Genomic DNA, 18,676 nt, shown 5'->3' with positions numbered 1-18,676 from the left:
CAAGAACTGCCCCCCAATAGGCCGGGACGGGGAAACCATACTCTATTAAAAGCAAAGCAGTTACGTTTAACTTGGTTTATAATTACGGGTGGGGGCAATTCTAAGGCAATACTTATAAAAAGGTACTTATTGAAGTATGTTATAGTAATTGAAAAACTTCCAGAGAGCAGGATCATTTAAATGACAGGCAATAATAAACAACGTTACCGCTTCAGTGAAGCGCCTATATGGAATATTCAGCGAAAATATTATGAAGAACAAGGAACGAAGGCCTGGAACAATGACCAAGTTCCTCAATATATAACGAGTAATCCAATGATCGCTACGGCATATGCAGAAATGATCTTTGGGTTTCTTCAAGATCGGGCGAATAAGGAATATCGTTCAGAACCTGTTTTCATTGTGGAGCTTGGCGCAGGAGCGGGACGTCTTGCTTACCATGTGCTGTATGAGTTGTGTCAATTGAGAGACTATGCGGGGACATCACTGCCTGGGTTCCGGTATATTATGACGGATTTGGCGATGAATAATGTTATGGCTTGGAAGGAACATCCCGCTCTACAATCTTTTATTACCGAGGGATTACTGGATTTTGCGCAATTTGATGCTGTCCATGATACCGTACTGAATCTCGTTGTATCAGGCAAAACGATTAGTGAAGGAGATTTAAAACAACCGTTAATCATCGTGGCCAACTACTTTTTTGATAGCATCCCACAAGAGTTGATTTATGTTGGTGATGGGCATATTTATGAAGCAGACGTTGATGTCGAATATCCCGAAGATAATGATTCACTTAAACCATCAGAATGGTTAGACCAAATCACTTTACACTATGAGCATCGACGGGCGCCTGAGTACGAACAAGAAACCTATCCTTACCGTGATGTCGTCTCCATTTATCAGGAGCAGCTAGAAGACTCGTATATTTTATTTCCTGCCGCTGGAATCAATTGTTTAGAGCGTTTGAATCAGTTATCTCCGTCGGGGTTTTTATTGATAACAGCAGACAAAGGTGATCACTTACTGGATAACTGGAGATTCGCAGAACCGCCAGAGTTGATCTTACATGGAAGTTTTTCTTTAACGGCAAACTACCATGCGATTCAGCATGTCTTTGAACAAAGAGGAGCAGCGGCGTTATTCCCCCCACATCATTATATAAATATAAATGTTGGCTGTATTCTCCATCTAGATAAACCCATGGATTATCCCAATATGAGATTAGCTTATCGTCGATGTATTGAACGCTTTGGTCCGGACGAATTTTTTAGTATGAAGGAATGGGTGGATCGCCATCAAGATAGCATGGGGCTACAGCAAATATTAAGTTTTTGGCGTTTGGGTGGATATGATGCGGAATTTTTCATTCAGAGTACGAAGCGGATCTCCAGTCTGCTGTCAGATGCAAACGATGAAGAAAAGCAGGATATATTGAGAGGCATACAGCTGATGTGGTCATCGTACTATGTCATGGAGCAGCGTTATGATCTAGCGCTCGATGCTGGATTATTACTGTTCGAGATGGGCTTGTACGAACACTCCAAACGGTATTTGGAAATATCCGTACTTCAAGACCAAGATGAGGTCGTATCAACCGTATTTTATTGTCTAGTCATTTGTTGTTTCGAGTTAGATTTAGTCGAAGATGCGGGGAGGTACTTACGAAAATTATTAGAACTTGAGCCTGATCACGAAGAGGCTTTGGCATTGATAAGCCACTTGAGTACAAGTTAAACAAGCTCAATCATAAAGCCATAACCCTAGCAAGTAACTAGGGTAAAGCCTTGGTTTTTTAAGTATTCCTACGGTTTTATTGACGGTTTCTCGCTTTTTACCTACAACTGTACATCATCACTGAATTTTCCGGCTTTAAAATCCCCTATAACTATCATATAATAGTAGATATGAAATCTATCAGTAGTCATAGTGATACACCCTGATCAGGTTGTAATTGATCCAGAAAAGATGTGTGACGGAGGTCGCACCTTGTTTGCTGTGGAGCGCCTACATCTTTTCTTCAAATATTAGCGTGTTAGGACGGTAAAAATGAGTAACAGACAAACGAAAACAGACGTTATCTTAATTGGTGCCGGAATCATGAGTGCGACTTTAGGGTCACTGCTGAAAGAATTAGTACCAAGCTGGAAAATTACAGTGTTTGAGAAGTTAGCAAGCGCAGGAGAGGAAAGCTCGAACGAATGGAACAATGCGGGAACAGGGCATGCTGCACTGTGCGAGCTTAACTACACGTCCGAAAAACCGGACGGATCCATAGATATTAGCAAAGCGATAAAAGTCAATGAACAGTTTCAAGATTCCATGCAGTTTTGGTCTTATCTTGTAAACAGCAATCTGATTCGTAATCCGCAGACCTTTATTATGCCATTGCCGCATATCAGTTTAGTACAAGGGGAAAAAAATGTCGCTTATTTGAAAAAACGTTTTGAAGCGATGCTAAACAATCCTCTGTTTCATGGGATGGAATTCTCCGATGACCCGACGAAATTGATGGAATGGATTCCGCTTATTATGAAAGACCGGGCATTGGATGAACCGATAGCGGCAACAAGAATCGAATCTGGCACGGATGTCAACTTTGGCGCTTTAACGCGCATATTGTTTGACCACTTAAAGAGTAAAAACGTCGATATCAAATTCAAACATAATGTCGATGATTTGAAACGTACGAGCGATGGTCTGTGGGAATTGAAAGTTCGCAATGTCGAGAGCGGTACCGTCGAACACCACACGGCAAAATTCGTTTTTATCGGCGGCGGGGGAGGAAGTCTTCCTTTACTGCAAAAATCGGGTATCCCTGAAGGAAAGCATATTGGAGGTTTCCCGATAAGCGGACTATTTATGGCTTGTAACAACCCGGAGGTTGTAGCACAGCATCATGCCAAAGTATACGGCAAAGCCAAGGTTGGCGCACCTCCAATGTCCGTTCCGCATCTGGACACAAGATTTATCGATAATAAAAAATCGCTGCTCTTTGGACCGTTTGCCGGCTTCTCGCCAAAGTTCTTAAAAACCGGCTCCATGTTTGATTTGTTAGGTTCGGTTAAACCGGATAACGTGATAACGATGCTCGCGGCAGGCGCCAAAAACCTTGGATTGACAAAATACTTGATCCAGCAAGTGATGTTATCGAAAGAACAGCGCATGGAAGAGCTGCGAGAGTTTATCCCGCACGCCAAGAGCGAGGATTGGGATTTATTGATAGCGGGTCAACGTGTACAAGTTATCAAAGATACGGCTGCTGGCGGGAAAGGAACGCTTCAATTTGGTACGGAAGTGGTGAGTAGCGCGGATGGATCGATCGCCGCATTGCTCGGCGCTTCTCCGGGTGCTTCTACTGCCGTTTCCGTCATGCTGGAGGTCATAGAAAAATGCTTCCCGCAGCAACTAAAAGCATGGGCACCGAAAATAAAAGAAATGATTCCTTCTTATGGTGTGTCACTCGTGAAAAACCCAGAACTTATCCAAAAGATTCATGCATCAACGGAGCGGACGCTCGGGTTAAGCAGTGATCTGCACCACGTCAAAAGAGCGTAAAATTCATAATGAGTGAGGCGGCCTTCATCCAGAATTCCATGGGACGGAGGCCTTTTTGCTTTGCCGGCCATCTTTTGAAAAAGACGCTTTACCACGCATCGTCTCGGATGGACCACATGCGCATTCATGCATTCGCTAATGGCCAAACTTGCATCTGTACTTTCTTCATGATACCTTCATGATATTGACGTCTTTCTGTGGTATCATTACTACATAAAGAAATTTCAACCAAAAACTAAGGAGGAACAATCAATATGTCTCTTATCGGAACAGAAGTAAAACCATTCAAAGCATCGGCTTACCACAACGGCAAATTCATCGACGTTACAGAAGAGAACTTCAAAGGAAAATGGAGCATCGTTTGCTTTTACCCAGCGGACTTCACATTCGTATGCCCAACAGAGCTTGAGGATCTGCAAAACCAATATGAAACATTGAAGGGCCTCGGCGTTGAAGTATACTCCGTTTCCACGGATACGCACTTTACGCATAAAGCATGGCATGACAGCTCCGAGACGATCGGCAAAATCACATATATCATGATCGGCGATCCTTCGCATACGATCTCCCGCAACTTCGACGTGCTGATCGAAGCTGACGGTCTTGCAGACCGCGGTACGTTCATTATCGATCCGGACGGCGTAATCCAAGCGATCGAGATCAATGCAGGCGGCATTGGCCGCGACGCAAGCATTTTGGTGAACAAGGTCAAAGCAGCTCAATATGTTCGGAACAACCCGGGCGAAGTGTGCCCTGCAAAATGGCAAGAAGGTTCCGCAACGCTGAAGCCAAGCCTTGATCTAGTCGGTAAGATCTAAGGAGCGATAACTTATGGCACTGGACGCAGATATCAGAGCACAGCTAAGTCAATACCTGCAACTCATGGAAGGCGATGTGCAGATCAAAGTGAGTGCGGGGTCCGATGCCGTATCCCAAGATATGCTGGCGCTGGTGGATGAAATCGTCGGCTTATCCTCCAAGATCACGGTGGAGAGAACGGAATTGTCCCGTACGCCGAGTTTCAGTGTGAATCGTGCGGGGGAAGACACGGGGGTTGTTTTTGCCGGCATCCCGTTAGGACATGAGTTCACTTCTTTGGTGCTCGCGCTGCTGCAAGCCAGCGGAAGGCCGCCCAAGGTGGAACAGGACCTCATCGATCAGATCAAGAGCATTCGCGGCGAATATCGCTTCGAAACCTACGTCAGCCTGAGCTGCCACAATTGTCCCGATGTCGTGCAGGCACTGAACATCATGAGTGTGCTCAACCCTGGCATCTCGCATACGATGATCGACGGTGCAGCGTACAAGGATGAGGTAGAGAGCAAAAACGTCATGGCCGTGCCTTCGGTTTACCTCAACGGCGAATTTTTCGGCAGCGGTCGAATGTCGCTGGAAGAGATCCTCGCCAAACTGGGGACCGCTCCCGACGCATCCGAGCTGGCAAATAAGGAGCCGTTCGACGTGCTTGTCGTCGGGGGTGGCCCCGCCGGCGCCAGCGCGGCGATCTATGCGGCGCGCAAAGGCATTCGTACCGGGATTGTGGCTGAACGATTCGGCGGTCAGGTCATGGACACCATGGGCATCGAGAACTTCATCAGTGTCAAATACACCGAAGGTCCCAAGCTTGTGGCGAGCCTGGAGGAGCATGTCAAAGAATACGGCATCGACGTGATGAAGCTTCAGCGCGTGAAGCGCTTGGAAAAGAAAGATCTCATCGAAGTCGAGCTCGAAAGCGGCGCTGTGCTGAAGAGCAAAACCGTCATTGTCTCCACCGGTGCGCGCTGGCGCAATGTCGGCGTGCCGGGCGAAGCGGAATTCAAGAACAAAGGCGTAGCCTACTGCCCGCATTGCGACGGTCCTCTGTTTACAGGGAAACACGTAGCCGTGATCGGCGGCGGCAATTCCGGTATCGAGGCGGCCATTGATCTTGCCGGCATCGTGAAGCATGTGACGGTGCTCGAGTTCATGCCCGAACTAAAAGCCGATGCCGTGCTGCAGAAGCGTCTCTATAGTCTTCCGAACGTGACGGTCCACAAGAACGTTCAAACCAAAGAAATTACCGGTACGGACAAAGTGGACGGGATTACCTATATCGATCGGGATTCAGGAGTCGAACATCATGTCGAATTACAAGGCGTGTTTGTTCAGATCGGTCTCGTTCCGAATACCGATTGGTTAGGCGACACGGTGGAGCGCACGCGCTTCGGCGAGATCGTCGTAGACCGTCATGGCGCTACGAACGTACCAGGTGTGTTTGCCGCAGGCGACTGCACTAATAGTCCTTACAAGCAGATCATTATTTCCATGGGATCGGGTGCCAATGCAGCTTTGGGCGCATTCGATTATCTCATTCGAAATTAACAATACCCTTGCGTACGCTACGCAGCGAAAAAGCCCCTCACGGGGCTTTTTTATATAGAACGAAATAGGGCGAGTGGTCGTGATTGGACTAACGCCTGGGCTTACCCAAATGACAACAACGATACAAGCGGCAAAAGCGCCTGGAAAAGGGGCTTTCCGATGAGGAAGTATGCAGTATAGCGAAAGAAGTCGCTAGTAATAGGATAAAGGCGCTCCCTCCGACATACCATGGTACATATTTCCTCGGTTTCCTCCATGTTTGGTAAGCCATTCCGCAATTTCAACTAAACAAGCGAATATCCAAAAACAATCATAAACTTCTTAAATGTTGTCAACAGTATGATTGACAAAATGTAGTTTTCCTTTTGTTGTTCGAATGGCCGGCATGATTTACGATAAATATCGAACCCGCTTTGCCAGATCGAAAAAAGAAAGCGATTTTCTAAACAGGAGGAACCCAATATGCAACAGGTGCAAAACAACTCGTCGTCCGGGGGAATTCGCGTTGGTGTCCAGAAATTTGGACGTTTTCTCAGCGGCATGGTTATGCCAAATATAGGTGCTTTTATCGCTTGGGGGATCATAACGGCCTTGTTCATCCCTACAGGGTGGCTGCCGAATGAAACTTTTGCCAAGTTGGTTGGGCCAATCATCACGTACCTGCTACCGCTATTGATCGGTTATACCGGCGGCACAATGGTGCACAAGCAGCGCGGCGGCGTTATCGGTGCGCTAATGACGATGGGCATTATCATCGGTACGGATATACCGATGTTCTTGGGGGCCATGATTTGCGGTCCGCTGGCAGCATGGGTGCTGAAGCAATTCGATAAATCGATCGAGGGGAAAATCAAGTCCGGCTTCGAAATGCTGGTGAACAACTTCTCGCTCGGCATTATCGGCGCCATTCTGACGTTAATTTCTTATGCCGGAGTAGGTCCTGTCATCGAGCAGCTGACCAAAATATTATCCTCCGGCGTGCAATTTATGGTTAGCCATAATTTGATTCCGCTCGCTAACATTATTATTGAACCGGCGAAAATTTTGTTTCTCAACAATGCCATCAACCACGGCGTGCTTAGTCCCATCGCGTTGGAGGAGGCGTCGAGAACAGGCAAGTCGATCCTCTTCATGTTGGAGTCCAATCCGGGTCCTGGTCTTGGCATCCTGCTCGCCTACATGATTGCCGGCCGCGGTACGGCGAAGCAATCGGCTTCCGGCGCAGCGATCATTCACTTTTTCGGGGGGATTCACGAAATTTATTTCCCGTACATTTTGATGAATCCGCGTTTGATTTTGGCCGCGATAGCGGGAGGCGTAGCCGGGACATTCACATTCACGTTGTTTGGCGCCGGTCTTGTCGCCCCGCCTTCGCCGGGCAGTATTTTTGCTTACGTGGCAATGGCGCCCAAGGGCGGACTTCTTCCGGCGTTGAGCGGCGTTATCGTTGCGGGAGTCGTTTCGTTTGCCATCGCGGCTCTGCTGCTGAAAACGGCGAAAAACAACGCCGAAGGCAGCGACGACCTGGAGCAAGCTTCCGCTAAAATGAAACAAATGAAAGCAGCAGGCACTCCAGCTGCTGCAGCGGCTGCGGTTGTGGAAGCGCGCGAACATGCTGCCGCACAGCCTGCCGACACGAAAAGCGATGCGCACAAAGACAGTGCGGACGTGCACAAAATCGTCTTTTCCTGCGACGCGGGCATGGGGTCCAGCGCAATGGGCGCATCGGTGCTGCGAAAGAAAATGAAAGCCGCCGGTTCGGACATCACCGTGATCAATACGGCGATCAGCGATATTCCTGGTGATGCCGATATTGTCATCACGCATAAAACGTTGACCGACCGAGCCAGACTTCAGGCGCCGCAGGCGGAGCATATCTCGATCGATAACTTCTTGAAAAGCCCTGAGTACGACAAACTCGTAGACCGCCTCACGTAATGCATTTCTTTCAATTAAGGCTGCTGACGCCGGAGCTTATATTCCGGCGTTAGGGCCATTCTATCGTTATAGGAAGGTTTTTGCGAATGTCTATATCCAGCCGTACCCGCCGAATTATTGAATTACTGCTGCGGAGCGATCAAGAGCTGACGGCGGCCCACATCGCTGCAGAGATTCAAATGAGTTCAAGAACGGTTCATCGTGAATTGGCAACGGTGGAGGACATTTTGCATGAGCATGGAGTTGAACTGTTTAAGAAATCCGGCTTAGGCATACGGCTGCATGGGGACGAGTCCGCGTTGGCGAGGCTTGCCCAGCTCGTCTCCGTGTCGGAGGACATCGAGTTTTCTCCGGAAGAAAGGCAACTTTACGTGATATGTCTTTTGCTCGAAAGCATCGAGCCGATCAAGTTATACGCGCTGGCGCATGAATTAAAGGTGACCGTTCCTACAATAAGCAGCGATCTGGATGAACTTGACGGCTTCGTGCACAAATTTGGGGTCGTCTTGACCCGCAGAAGAGGCTATGGCGTGGAGCTTTCCGGTCCGGAAGAGCAGCTTCGGGATATGATCCGTCAGCTCATCCAGCTGCGAATTGACGATACCGAATTGATTGCAACCCGGGAAGAGCATCTGGTTCATCCGCTCGATCGGCAATTGTTCGCACTTGCGGGCAAGTCGGAGATGGAAGCTGTCGAGACGATCTTGTGGAGCTGGGAAGAAAAGTGGGCCGGCCGGTTAAGCGAGAATTCCTATACGGAATTATTGATTAGGCTGTCTATCGCGCTGCGGCGTATTCGAGCGGGAAAAACGGTTGTAGCCCAATATGCGGCAGAGCAGGGAACCGTCCTCGCGTCACATCGCGAAGCCGATGCGATTTACCTTACGGGCTTGTTGTCGGAGCGAATGCAACTGGCTTTATCGCCCGCGGAGTCCGCTTATATATCCAGGCTGTTGCGTTTGGCCCAGGCGGAGGATTTGTCACTGCTGCCGGCGGATGATCTGGCGTTAACAGAAAAAGTACGCTTGCTTATCCAATATGTGCAGGGCGTAATGGGAGCCGATTACGGCAATGACCGGTCACTGCGAGAAGGCTTATTTTATCACATGAAAGATGCTTTGCAGCGGCTGAACGATGGGCAAAACATTCGCAACCCGCTGCTGGATCAGATCAAGAAAGATTATACAGTGCTATTCGGCATCGTACGCGAAGCGGCGGACCGTGTGCTTTCCGATGTCGTGGTGCCGGATGAGGAAGTCGGATTCCTCGTCATGCATTTCGGAGCGTCGCTGGAGCGGCTGAAGCAGCTGCGGCGCGATGTGCGCGCCATTCTGGTGTGCTCAAGCGGGATTGGATCCTCGAAGCTGCTGCAAATTCGGCTGCAAAAGGAACTGCCGCAAATTCAAATCGTCGGCCGTGTATCTTGGTACGAAGCTTCACGAACGGAAAAAGACAAGTATGATCTCATTATTTCTACGGTCGATCTGCCTTTGGATCCAGGGCAATATATGAAAGTGAGTCCGCTCCTGACGGAAGGAGAAGCGGATCGGCTGCGGTCGTTCGTCCAAGCGGCGTTGGACCGGAAACGCACAGAAGTGTTTATCCCGGAAGATTATGTGCCATCAGAGGTATCTGCTTTTGAACGGCTGTTAAGCCTGAAGACTACGCTCGATGAGATGGTGAATCTCATTGCGCAGTTTAAGGTCATTCGGCTAGATGAGCAAAGCGGGGAGCTGCCTCTCATTCTGCACGAGGCTTGCCGGTATGAAGAAGCGAGAGGTGTGCTTACCGATGCTTCGCTGGTAACGCAGCGGCTGGTGCAGCGCGAGCAAAGCGGCAGCCAGATCATCCCGGGAACAGAGGTCGCGTTGTTTCATACACGGAGCGAGGAAATCACACGATCATCCCTGTCGTTGTATAGGCTGGGTACCCCGTTAATGGTCGACACGGAGCCGCGTGCGCGGTTAAGCCAGTTTTTATTGATGCTCGCACCGCGGACATTGCCCAAGGAAATTCTCGAGGTGCTCAGCGAAATCAGCGCCATGCTGCTTGATACGGAAATGATTGATTTGCTCGAAACAGGCGAGGAAGCGGAAATTCGTGACTACTTAACGATTCATTTGAAAATATTTTTCAATACGAAAACGGAAGCGAGTGAAATGTAGTGAGTATATTGTCTGCAGATAAAGTGATATTGAACGCGGCTGCGAAGGATAAATACGAAGCTGTTCGCATAGCCGGGGAGCTGCTCGTGGGCGCGGGACATGTGGACCCTAGCTATGTTGAAAGTATGATCGAGCGCGAAAATTCGCTTTCCACCTACATGGGCGGAGGCCTTGCCATTCCTCATGGGACGAGTGAATCGAAAGGCTCCATTAAGTCGACGGGACTATCCATTGTGCAGCTTCCGGAGGGCGTCGATTTTGGCGAAGGGAACATCGCGCATCTGGTCATCGGCATTGCGGCCGTCGGCGACGATCATCTGGAAATTCTCACGAACGTTGCGATGATTTGTTCCGATGACGACAATATGGAACAAATTTTGAAAGCGTCGAGTCCGGAAGAAATGATCGCCATTTTTGAAAGTGGGATGGAATCCGAATGAAAGCATTACATTTTGGAGCGGGGAATATTGGACGTGGTTTTATCGGACTGCTGCTTTCGCAATCGGGGTACGAGGTCATTTTTTCCGATGTGAACAAGACGGTCGTCACCGAGCTGCAGCAGCGCGGGGAATATACGGTAACACTCGCGAGTGCGGCCAGGGAACAGTTGCATGTGACAGGCGTAACCGCCATTGACGGGACGGACGCGAACACGGTCACTTCGGCCGTGGCGGAAGTCGATTTGATTACGACGGCCGTCGGCGTCAATATTTTGAAACATATTGCGGCAGGCATTGCCAGCGGGATTGAAAAGCGGATTGCAAACGGAGCGGGGCGGCTGCATATTATCGCCTGCGAAAATGCCATCGGTGGCAGTACCCAACTAAAAGAGCTTGTTTACGCGCTTCTTGATGACACGACGAAGGCGAAGGCGTCCGAAGTGATCGCTTTTCCCGATGCGGCCGTAGACCGGATCGTTCCTCTTCAGCATCATGAAGATCCGCTTGCGGTTATGGTTGAGCCGTTTTATGAGTGGGTGGTGGACGCTTCAGCCATGTTTGAAGGGTACCGACCGGTTAAAGGCGTCCATTACGTTCAAAATTTGCTGCCGTACATCGAACGCAAATTGTTCACGGTAAATACGGGTCATTGTGCGGCCGCCTACCTTGGCGGCTTGAAAGGATATGAGACGATTCAGCAGGCAATGGCCGATGAGGAAATCGTCAGCGCAGTGAAGGCGACACTTAAGGAAACAGGCGCAGTCCTGGTCGCAAGATACGACTTTGACAAAACGGAACATGACCAATACATTGACAAAATTATCGGGCGCTTCCGCAATGATCAGCTGACCGACGAAGTGACGCGTGTCGGGCGTTCGCCTATCCGCAAACTGTCGCCGAACGATCGGCTGGTGAAGCCTGCCATGCAGGCCCACGAATTGGGGATGTCGCCCGTACAGTTGGCAAAAGTGATGGCCGCGGCGCTTTGCTTTGACCACGCCGATGACCCGGAATCCGCCGAGCTTCAACAGTCGATTCGCGACAAGGGCGTCGGGCAAACGATAGCGGATTACACATCCATTCCGGAAGGACATCCGGTATATAACCTGGTTTTGGAAAGCTATGGGAGCATAGCCGATCAGCGCAAGTAAGGAAAACGAAGCACAGAAAGGAGAATGCTGTATGGCCAGTACGTTTACCGGTGTCGCGGCATCTCCCGGATTCGCCATCGCCAAGGCTTTCCGGTTTACGAATACACAATATACGCCGCAGAAGCTGACGATAGCCGATGCCGAGGAGGAAGCCGGCCGATTCCGGCAGGCGATCGAGAAAGCGAAAGGCGAGATTGAGGACATCCGCCGGATCACGGAGCAGAAATTGGGCGTGCAAAAAGCGGAAATTTTTGAAGCGCATCTTTTTTTACTGGAAGATCCCGACCTTGTCGATGCGGTACTCGATAAAATTACAGACGAACAATGGAGCGCCGAATACGCTTTGTACGAAGTGACGACAGGCGTCGTGGACATGCTGCTGGAGCTCGATAATGAGATGGTTCGCGAGCGTGCCGCCGACGTGAAGGACGTATCCGGACGGCTGATGAGCCACCTGATCGGCAAACCGTATGCCACCTTGTCCGGCATTTCCGAGGAAACGATCATTTTCGCCGAGGATTTGACGCCTTCGGATACTGCGCAGCTCGATTTGAACTACATTCACGGTTTTGTGACCGAAATCGGCAGCCGCACTTCGCATTCCGCTATTATGGCGCGCTCGCTCGAGCTCCCGGCGGTTGTCGGCATAGGTACGATGCCGGCTTCTATCGCGGATGGCACGTTGGTCATTTTGGACGCGACGGAAGGTAGAGTGTTCATTGATCCTTCTGAGGAAGTGCTGGCGCAATACCGTGAGAAAAAGCAGCAGTACGATGAGCGCCGGGCGCAGCTGAAGCGATTGTCGCAGCAGCCTTCCGTAACTGCGGATGGGGAGCATCTCGAGCTAGCGGCCAATATTGGCAGCATTGAGGACCTGGCGAAGGTGCTGGAGAACGGCGCCGACGGGGTCGGTCTGTTCCGTACGGAGTTTTTATATATGGGACGAAACTCGTTCCCTTCGGAAGAAGAGCAGTATCAAACCTATAAGCACGTGCTTGAGAAATTAAACGGCAAACGCGTCGTCATCCGTACACTGGATATCGGCGGCGACAAAGAGCTGCCCTATCTGGAGCTGCCAAAGGAAAGCAACCCGTTCCTTGGACTTCGCGCGCTGCGGCTGTGCCTGAAGCGGGAAGATTTGTTCCGTACCCAGTTAAGGGCGCTGCTGCGGGCGAGCGTGCATGGCAAGCTGAACATCATGTTTCCGATGATTGCGGTGCTGAGCGAGCTTCGCGAAGCGAAACGGATTCTGGAGGAAGAACGCGAGAAGCTGAGGCTGGAAGGCGTGTCCGTGTCCGATTCGATCGAGGTGGGCATGATGATCGAGATTCCGGCCGCCGTGTTGGGCGCCGATCATTTGGCGAAGGAAGTCGATTTCTTCAGCATCGGCACGAACGACCTAATCCAATACACGATGGCGGCGGATCGGATGAATGAGTCGGTAGCTTACTTGTATCAGCCGTATCATCCTTCCATCTTAAGGCTCGTCGAAATGGTCATCAAAGCGGCCGATCGAGCGGGCATATGGACCGGCATGTGCGGCGAAATGGCGGGCGATTTGACGGCGATTCCGCTTCTTCTTGGGATGGGATTGAACGAGTTCAGCATGAGCGCCGGTTCCGTGCTGCCCGCACGCGAGTTGGTTGGCCGGTTGTCCAAGAAAGAATGGGCAGCGCTATCCGAACAAGCGCTCGCCATGGGAACGCAGGAAGAGGTAAAACAATTTGTAGAGCAAAGGAGCTCCGTATAATGCTATCGCAGACCTATACCGTTATTCATCCGTCCGGGTTTCATGCCCGCCCGACCAAGCTTTTCGTTCATGCCGCGACGCAATTTCCTTGCAAAGTAAATCTGATTAAGGGAACGAAAAAAATGAACGGCAAAAGCTCGCTTGGTTTGCTGGCCCTGGGTCTGGCGAAAGGCGACGAAGTGACGCTGGAAGTGGACGGAGAGCGCGAGGAAGAAGCGCTTCAAGAGCTTGGCGCGATGTTGACCAAGATCTACGAAGAGTAGATGAACCTATAAAATAAGATGGAAAGCCCGCGGCGAACGTTGCCGCGGGCTTTTTTCGTTATATTTTTCGTACATGATGAACGTTAGCTGAACCGTACCGTAAAAAAAAGTAAACCAACTGGCAATAACTACTTACAAAAACAAACATCTACAAATATATGAAACATCGACAAATTAGAGCAAAATTCTCTAAAATATTTAATTATTAGAAGGAATATGGTATATTTTAACGAATTGAACATGGTACATAAGTGATATACATACTAGTAATATAGATCTACCAATCGATAATAACTATGATTCACTTGGAGGAACAACAATGAGCACGTATAAAATTGTAGACTTGAAATGCCCCGGTTGTGGGGAGCCTTCATCAACTAGTGAACAGACCTGTAAATACTGTGGTAGACAAGTGATTATAACAAGCTTTAACAGCGTTTATGAAATGTTACCGCAAGATGTGAACAAGTATGTTAATTCATATAAAGAAGTGTTGAGGGATCATCCGGAGGAGTCTTCTATTCATACTTCAATTGGGATGTGTTATCTGAGACTAAGGCTTCATGAGAAGGCTTTGGAAAGTTTCGAGAAAGCAACACAGTATAACTTCGATAATTCCGAAACCTATTTTTATGCCGCGGTATGTTTATTGAAAGGCAAGAAAGCATATCTAGCACCAAAAGCTATCATAGAAAAAGCTCAGGAATATTTAAATGCAGCACTAACGATTGAAAACAGAGGTATTTATCATTATTTTTTAGCCTATATAAAGTATGACTTTTATGAAAGGAAGTTTTTGCGAATTACCCCCAATTATGAGAGTGAACTAAAAAATGCATGCGTTAATAATGTCACAAAAGAGGATATACGCAAATTATTCGATCTGCTGAATGTGGATATACCAAACGTACTTAACGTTGAATAAAACTGTCTTCGCCACGCAGTTTTTGAATATTAAAATAATGCAGGAGGTAGAATACGATGAATTACGGTAGAAACAAAAAATATTTTAAATCAACATCCATTACACCATGGGTAATATTGATCATTGTTGGTTTGCTAATGTTATCGGCAAACAAAATAGTAGGATTCATTATGATTTTAGGGGGCGCTGCTCTTATATTCTTGAAAATAAAAGGGACTCCAACGGATGCTGAAATTGATGCGATTTGTAAGAGCGAAATCGAGAATGCGGTGAAGAAGGGTTTGAGCAAAATAGGTATTGATGAGGAACAGGTTCAATTAATCGAGCCGATTGTTATCAATGGTCCATGTTTTGAGAATATAGCGAAAGAATATTTAACAAAAAAAGGTAAAGATGGTCGTCTAAGAAGCTCGAATTACGAGTTTGCTGTTTTATTATTTAGTGAAAACCAAGTTTATTCTTATAACTATAGATTCTCATTAATTGAGAATGAACGAAACGAAAAGACAGACGAGTACTTCTATAAGGATATAGTATCCGTTTCAACTTCCTCTGACAACGTAAAGACAAAGAACAAAAAAGGTAAAGAAGAAGTATTTAATCTTGAGTATTTCAGACTAACCACTTCCGGCGGAACTTCCATTTCTTGCTCAGTATGGGACGTAGGAGGAACCGAGCGATCTATTCAAGGTATGAAGCAGCTACTTAGAGAGAAAAAGAGCGCGTAAAAAACTAGTATATAAAGCAGAGGCAGTTCTAGAACATTCATTGTGGCGAGTGAATTTCCTAACGACTGTCTCTCTTTATTTTATTTATTAGAGAATAGACAAGGGAATGGGTTTCCATATTTCAGGGGATGGGTAAGTACATTTTCGGAGGAATTAAAGAATGCAATTATATAGCGTCATTAAAAACGATGGCCCGGGCGATGTGCTCGCATGGAAGTTTCTTGGCGAAGATTTCAATACGGGGTCTCAACTCATCGTAGCGGAATCAGAGGAAGCGCTGTTCTTTAAGGACGGCATCATTGAACAAATATTTGATGGCGGTAAATATACGCTAAGTACAAATAACTATCCATTTATCAGCGCATTTAGAAACTTTTTTTCCGGTGGAATCAGTGCATTTAATTGTAAAGTTTACTTCATTAACAAAGTACATAAGCTTGAGCTTTTTTGGGGTACAGACACGCCTATTCAAATGAGAGATCCTGTTTATATGCTACAAACAAGTATTCAAGCAAGAGGTTCGTATTCTATTCAAGTCGCCGATTCTAAAAAGTTTTTACTTAAGTTGATAGGAAACAATATTCAATTTTTCACCCAACAGGAGCTAAACGGTTATTTCAGAAATGCATTTTTGCAATATATTAAGGATGAAATAGCAAGAGTAATTAAATCTTCCGGTAGGGAAGTTTTGGATATATGTACGGAGAAAACGAAAATCGCCGAGTTCCTCGCACCGGTACTGAATAGTGTTTTAGACGAATATGGCGTTCGATTGGTTAATTTCTATATCAGTGCTATTGATATTCCTGAAAATGATCCAAATCGTGCAAAGTTGGAAGAAGCCTATGCCAATAAAGCGTTTATGGGGGTACTTGGTCAAGATTGGGGTAGACAACAATCAACTGAAATATTAAAAGAACTAGCGGCTAATCCAGGGGCTGGTGGTGTGGCAGCTGCCGGGGCTGGATTAGGCATGGGAATAGCTGCAGGAGGCGTATTTGGAGACTTGGCATCCCAAATGCTCATGCCAATGGCAAACCAGACACAGCCTCAACAGGTCGTTCATTCTGAATCTACCTCTGCAGAAACAAGACAAAGCGCTAATAAAATTGAATGCCCAACATGCCGAACTGAAAATACCCAAGGATCCAAGTTTTGTAATGAATGCGGTACGAAACTTATCATAGAGAATAGCCGATGCAGCAGCTGCAATGCTGAAATGCCTGAGACAGCAAAATTCTGCAATGAATGCGGAACAAGAAGAATATGAGGTGGCAATAATGAGGAAAAGAATAAACTCGCTTTGGATAGTACTAAGTTTGGTCTTTGTGGTTATTTTGAATATCATTATTTTCTTGATCAATACCAATTTTACGACTACATTTTGGGTATCATATGGATTCATTCATTTCGCCTATCTTATGCTTGTTATATCATCATCTTCCATGCCTAAAGCAAAAAATGAATTAGTATTCGGTTATCCGCTCATTTATGTGTCTTCTTTGTATTTTATTTGTGCTTTTTTAATAGGCTCGATTTTTATTTATTTTAAAAACGCATCGTTTATCTCATCGTTCATACCGCAGTTGATTATTGCCGGGTTATATGTACAAGCGTATATTTCAAATATCATTATCAACGAGAAAACGATAAGTAACGAGATAGAAAGTCAGTATCACATTAGTTATATTAAAAATGCTGCCTCAGAACTCAGCTTGCTGATGGTTCAATCTACTGACCCGATAGTGAAGAAAAAACTTGAAAAGCTTTACGACTCTTTCAGGAGTAGTCAGGTAAAATCATATCCATCTTTATTTGAAATAGAAGAACGAATAAAACAGCACCTTCAGATCCTAAAAGCAAACCTGCAAACGAACGATTATTCTGAAGTTAACCATGTTATTGAGACGATTAATGGGTTGTTGATGGAAAGAAATGGAAAAATAAGCGGCATGCACTGATTTAGCGGTTTAATATATATGCGTTAGCATCAATTAAACGAACAGTTGATGGTAAGTTTCAGACAATCGTCAGTTCCATATCACCTAAAGAAAACAGGATGCCACCGGGGCATCCTGTTTTCTTCACACAGGCCTCGCATTTCCCGATTCAATGACTGCCTGCTCGGCAAATACGCGGACCATCTCTTCCGCCGATAACGGTTTATAAAAGTAATAACCTTGGTTCCAGTAATGTCGGCAGGCTGGCTTCGTGGGCGAACAGCCTGATTTTCACCGCCCATGTATAGTTGATCGGCAGCAATAGCAAGAGCAGATTATCATAACCGGTCATGATGGCAACGCCGGTAGACAACGTTAACAGGATGACAATGAACAAAGCTTTTTCTTGGCAATTGAATAAGTACAGGATGCAGGCGTACAAGCCGTGAAGCAGCAACACAATCATTCATCGTCATCATGATATCTCCTTTTCAGAAAAGAGTCAGCTGTTTCTCCATAAATGGCGGGTTTATCCTATCATAACAGATGCCGTAAATTGTCGGTTCTTTTCAATTGCGGTTAATCTGCAACCCGATAACCGATGCAATGAATGCGATTGTCCCATGAAGCGGCATATTCAGACAGGCGTGCAAATGAAACAATGAAGATCTCCCGTCCCATTGTTCAGTTGTAACGACGTGACTTCAAGCGGGCTCCTGCCCTTAAAGTTGATGATAAGCCCCGACTTTTCCCTGATTTCGTATCGATTCCAATAGTCTTTAAAATAGGGACTCGCACGCATTAAGCCGTCTACAAATGGCATTATCCAGGGATTCCCCGCATTTCGGTCGCTGAAAGCCCGGAATACCGCAACCGCATATGCGGCACACTCTTCCCAATTTGCTATTTTATCTCGCAGAGATTCATTGGCAAACATTTGCCAAGTCATATTCCGTTCGTGCCGAGGGAGTGTGGAGAAGTCCACAAAGTACTCGCAGGAAGCGGAGTTCCATGCCAGCACATCCGAACGAACGTTCACGATCATTCCTGGATGAGAGAGATCGTCTATTATTTTCTGAAGAGATGGGGGAAGATTGACGGGATTCCCCGGAGCGGGAGCGGGGGACTGCAGCCGGGCAAGATATAGCATGTGGGAATATTCGTCGTCGTTCAGCTGCAAAGCACGGGCAATGCTCTGGAGTACTTGCTCCGATACATTGATGTCACGCCCTTGTTCAAGCCACGTATACCAGGTGGTGCTTACTCCGGCTAACAGAGCTACTTCCTCGCGTTTCAGGCCCGACGTTCTGCGCTTGTAATGGCCGTCGGGCAATCCCGTAGCACGTGGGGTTAACCGGGAGTGGCGCGATTTTAAAAAGGTTCCTAACGCTTTCAATCGATGTTCGTGACGGTCCATGGAGGATACACATCCTAACTGTTACTGGTACAGCTATCAT

The 18,676-nt window shown here is 47.3% G+C and carries 16 protein-coding genes; 14 read left to right on the top strand and 2 right to left on the bottom strand.

All coding sequences use genetic code 11. The annotated features are described in order from the left end of the window. Positions 1–180: 180 nt before the first annotated feature. The 14 genes from ACFQI7_RS32170 (at position 181) to ACFQI7_RS32105 (ending at position 17,240) form a co-directional block, all read left to right on the top strand. Positions 181–1,737, top strand: a complete 1,557-nt coding sequence (locus ACFQI7_RS32170) for a tetratricopeptide repeat protein (RefSeq protein WP_218101867.1) — start codon at positions 181–183, stop codon at positions 1,735–1,737. A gap of 312 nt (positions 1,738–2,049) precedes the next feature. After that, positions 2,050–3,558 (top strand): malate dehydrogenase (quinone), encoded by a 1,509-nt coding sequence (gene mqo / locus ACFQI7_RS32165; RefSeq protein ID WP_218101866.1) that lies wholly within the window; start codon positions 2,050–2,052, stop codon positions 3,556–3,558. Between the two features lie 254 nt (positions 3,559–3,812). Further along, a complete protein-coding gene (gene ahpC, locus ACFQI7_RS32160; RefSeq protein ID WP_218101865.1) occupies positions 3,813–4,376 on the top strand; it encodes an alkyl hydroperoxide reductase subunit C in 564 nt (187 codons plus the stop codon). A 13-nt stretch (positions 4,377–4,389) separates the two neighbouring features. Continuing rightward, the gene (gene ahpF, locus ACFQI7_RS32155; protein ID WP_218101864.1) at positions 4,390–5,919 is read left to right on the top strand and encodes an alkyl hydroperoxide reductase subunit F; all 1,530 of its coding nucleotides are present in this window, start codon (positions 4,390–4,392) and stop codon (positions 5,917–5,919) included. 462 nt (positions 5,920–6,381) lie between these two features. Beyond that, complete coding sequence (locus ACFQI7_RS32150) at positions 6,382–7,857, top strand: PTS mannitol transporter subunit IICB (RefSeq protein WP_218101863.1); 1,476 nt, start codon at positions 6,382–6,384, stop codon at positions 7,855–7,857. Positions 7,858–7,943: 86 nt separating this feature from the next. Continuing rightward, positions 7,944–10,022, top strand: coding sequence for a BglG family transcription antiterminator (locus ACFQI7_RS32145; protein WP_218101862.1), 2,079 nt, complete (start codon positions 7,944–7,946; stop codon positions 10,020–10,022). Further along, positions 10,022–10,462, top strand: coding sequence for a PTS sugar transporter subunit IIA (locus ACFQI7_RS32140; protein WP_218101861.1), 441 nt, complete (start codon positions 10,022–10,024; stop codon positions 10,460–10,462). Before ACFQI7_RS32145 ends, ACFQI7_RS32140 begins: the two co-directional genes overlap by 1 nt. Then, on the top strand, positions 10,459–11,613 hold the full coding sequence (locus ACFQI7_RS32135; RefSeq protein WP_218101860.1) for a mannitol-1-phosphate 5-dehydrogenase: 1,155 nt from the start codon (positions 10,459–10,461) through the stop codon (positions 11,611–11,613). The genes ACFQI7_RS32140 and ACFQI7_RS32135 overlap by 4 nt, the downstream gene beginning before the upstream one ends. Positions 11,614–11,644: 31 nt before the next feature. Then, entirely contained in the window at positions 11,645–13,363 is a 1,719-nt protein-coding gene (gene ptsP, locus ACFQI7_RS32130; RefSeq protein ID WP_218101859.1) for a phosphoenolpyruvate--protein phosphotransferase, read from the top strand. Further along, positions 13,363–13,626, top strand: a complete 264-nt coding sequence (locus tag ACFQI7_RS32125) for an HPr family phosphocarrier protein (protein ID WP_218101858.1) — start codon at positions 13,363–13,365, stop codon at positions 13,624–13,626. Before ptsP ends, ACFQI7_RS32125 begins: the two co-directional genes overlap by 1 nt. Positions 13,627–13,945: 319 nt before the next feature. Beyond that, on the top strand, positions 13,946–14,551 hold the full coding sequence (locus tag ACFQI7_RS32120; protein WP_218101857.1) for a hypothetical protein: 606 nt from the start codon (positions 13,946–13,948) through the stop codon (positions 14,549–14,551). Positions 14,552–14,607: 56 nt separating this feature from the next. Beyond that, positions 14,608–15,279 carry a hypothetical protein gene (locus ACFQI7_RS32115; RefSeq protein ID WP_218101856.1) on the top strand — a complete coding sequence of 224 codons (672 nt, stop codon included), beginning with the start codon at positions 14,608–14,610 and terminating at the stop codon, positions 15,277–15,279. A gap of 160 nt (positions 15,280–15,439) precedes the next feature. Then, a complete protein-coding gene (locus ACFQI7_RS32110; protein WP_218101855.1) occupies positions 15,440–16,549 on the top strand; it encodes an SPFH domain-containing protein in 1,110 nt (369 codons plus the stop codon). Next, the gene (locus ACFQI7_RS32105) at positions 16,524–17,240 is read left to right on the top strand and encodes a hypothetical protein (protein ID WP_218101921.1); all 717 of its coding nucleotides are present in this window, start codon (positions 16,524–16,526) and stop codon (positions 17,238–17,240) included. The genes ACFQI7_RS32110 and ACFQI7_RS32105 overlap by 26 nt, the downstream gene beginning before the upstream one ends. A 202-nt stretch (positions 17,241–17,442) precedes the next feature. Here ACFQI7_RS32105 and ACFQI7_RS32100 read toward each other — a convergent pair whose 3' ends face one another. Then, entirely contained in the window at positions 17,443–17,685 is a 243-nt protein-coding gene (locus ACFQI7_RS32100) for a hypothetical protein (RefSeq protein WP_218101854.1), read from the bottom strand. A 171-nt stretch (positions 17,686–17,856) separates the two neighbouring features. Continuing rightward, positions 17,857–18,636 carry a helix-turn-helix transcriptional regulator gene (locus ACFQI7_RS32095; RefSeq protein WP_218101853.1) on the bottom strand — a complete coding sequence of 260 codons (780 nt, stop codon included), beginning with the start codon at positions 18,634–18,636 and terminating at the stop codon, positions 17,857–17,859. Between the last annotated feature and the right edge of the window lie 40 nt (positions 18,637–18,676).

Source organism: Paenibacillus allorhizosphaerae (genome assembly GCF_042659105.1).
Classification (GTDB): domain Bacteria; phylum Bacillota; class Bacilli; order Paenibacillales; family NBRC-103111; genus Paenibacillus_G; species Paenibacillus_G allorhizosphaerae.
The sequence above is the reverse complement of the archived record's forward strand: the minus strand, read 5'-3'. Positions and strand labels throughout refer to the sequence as shown.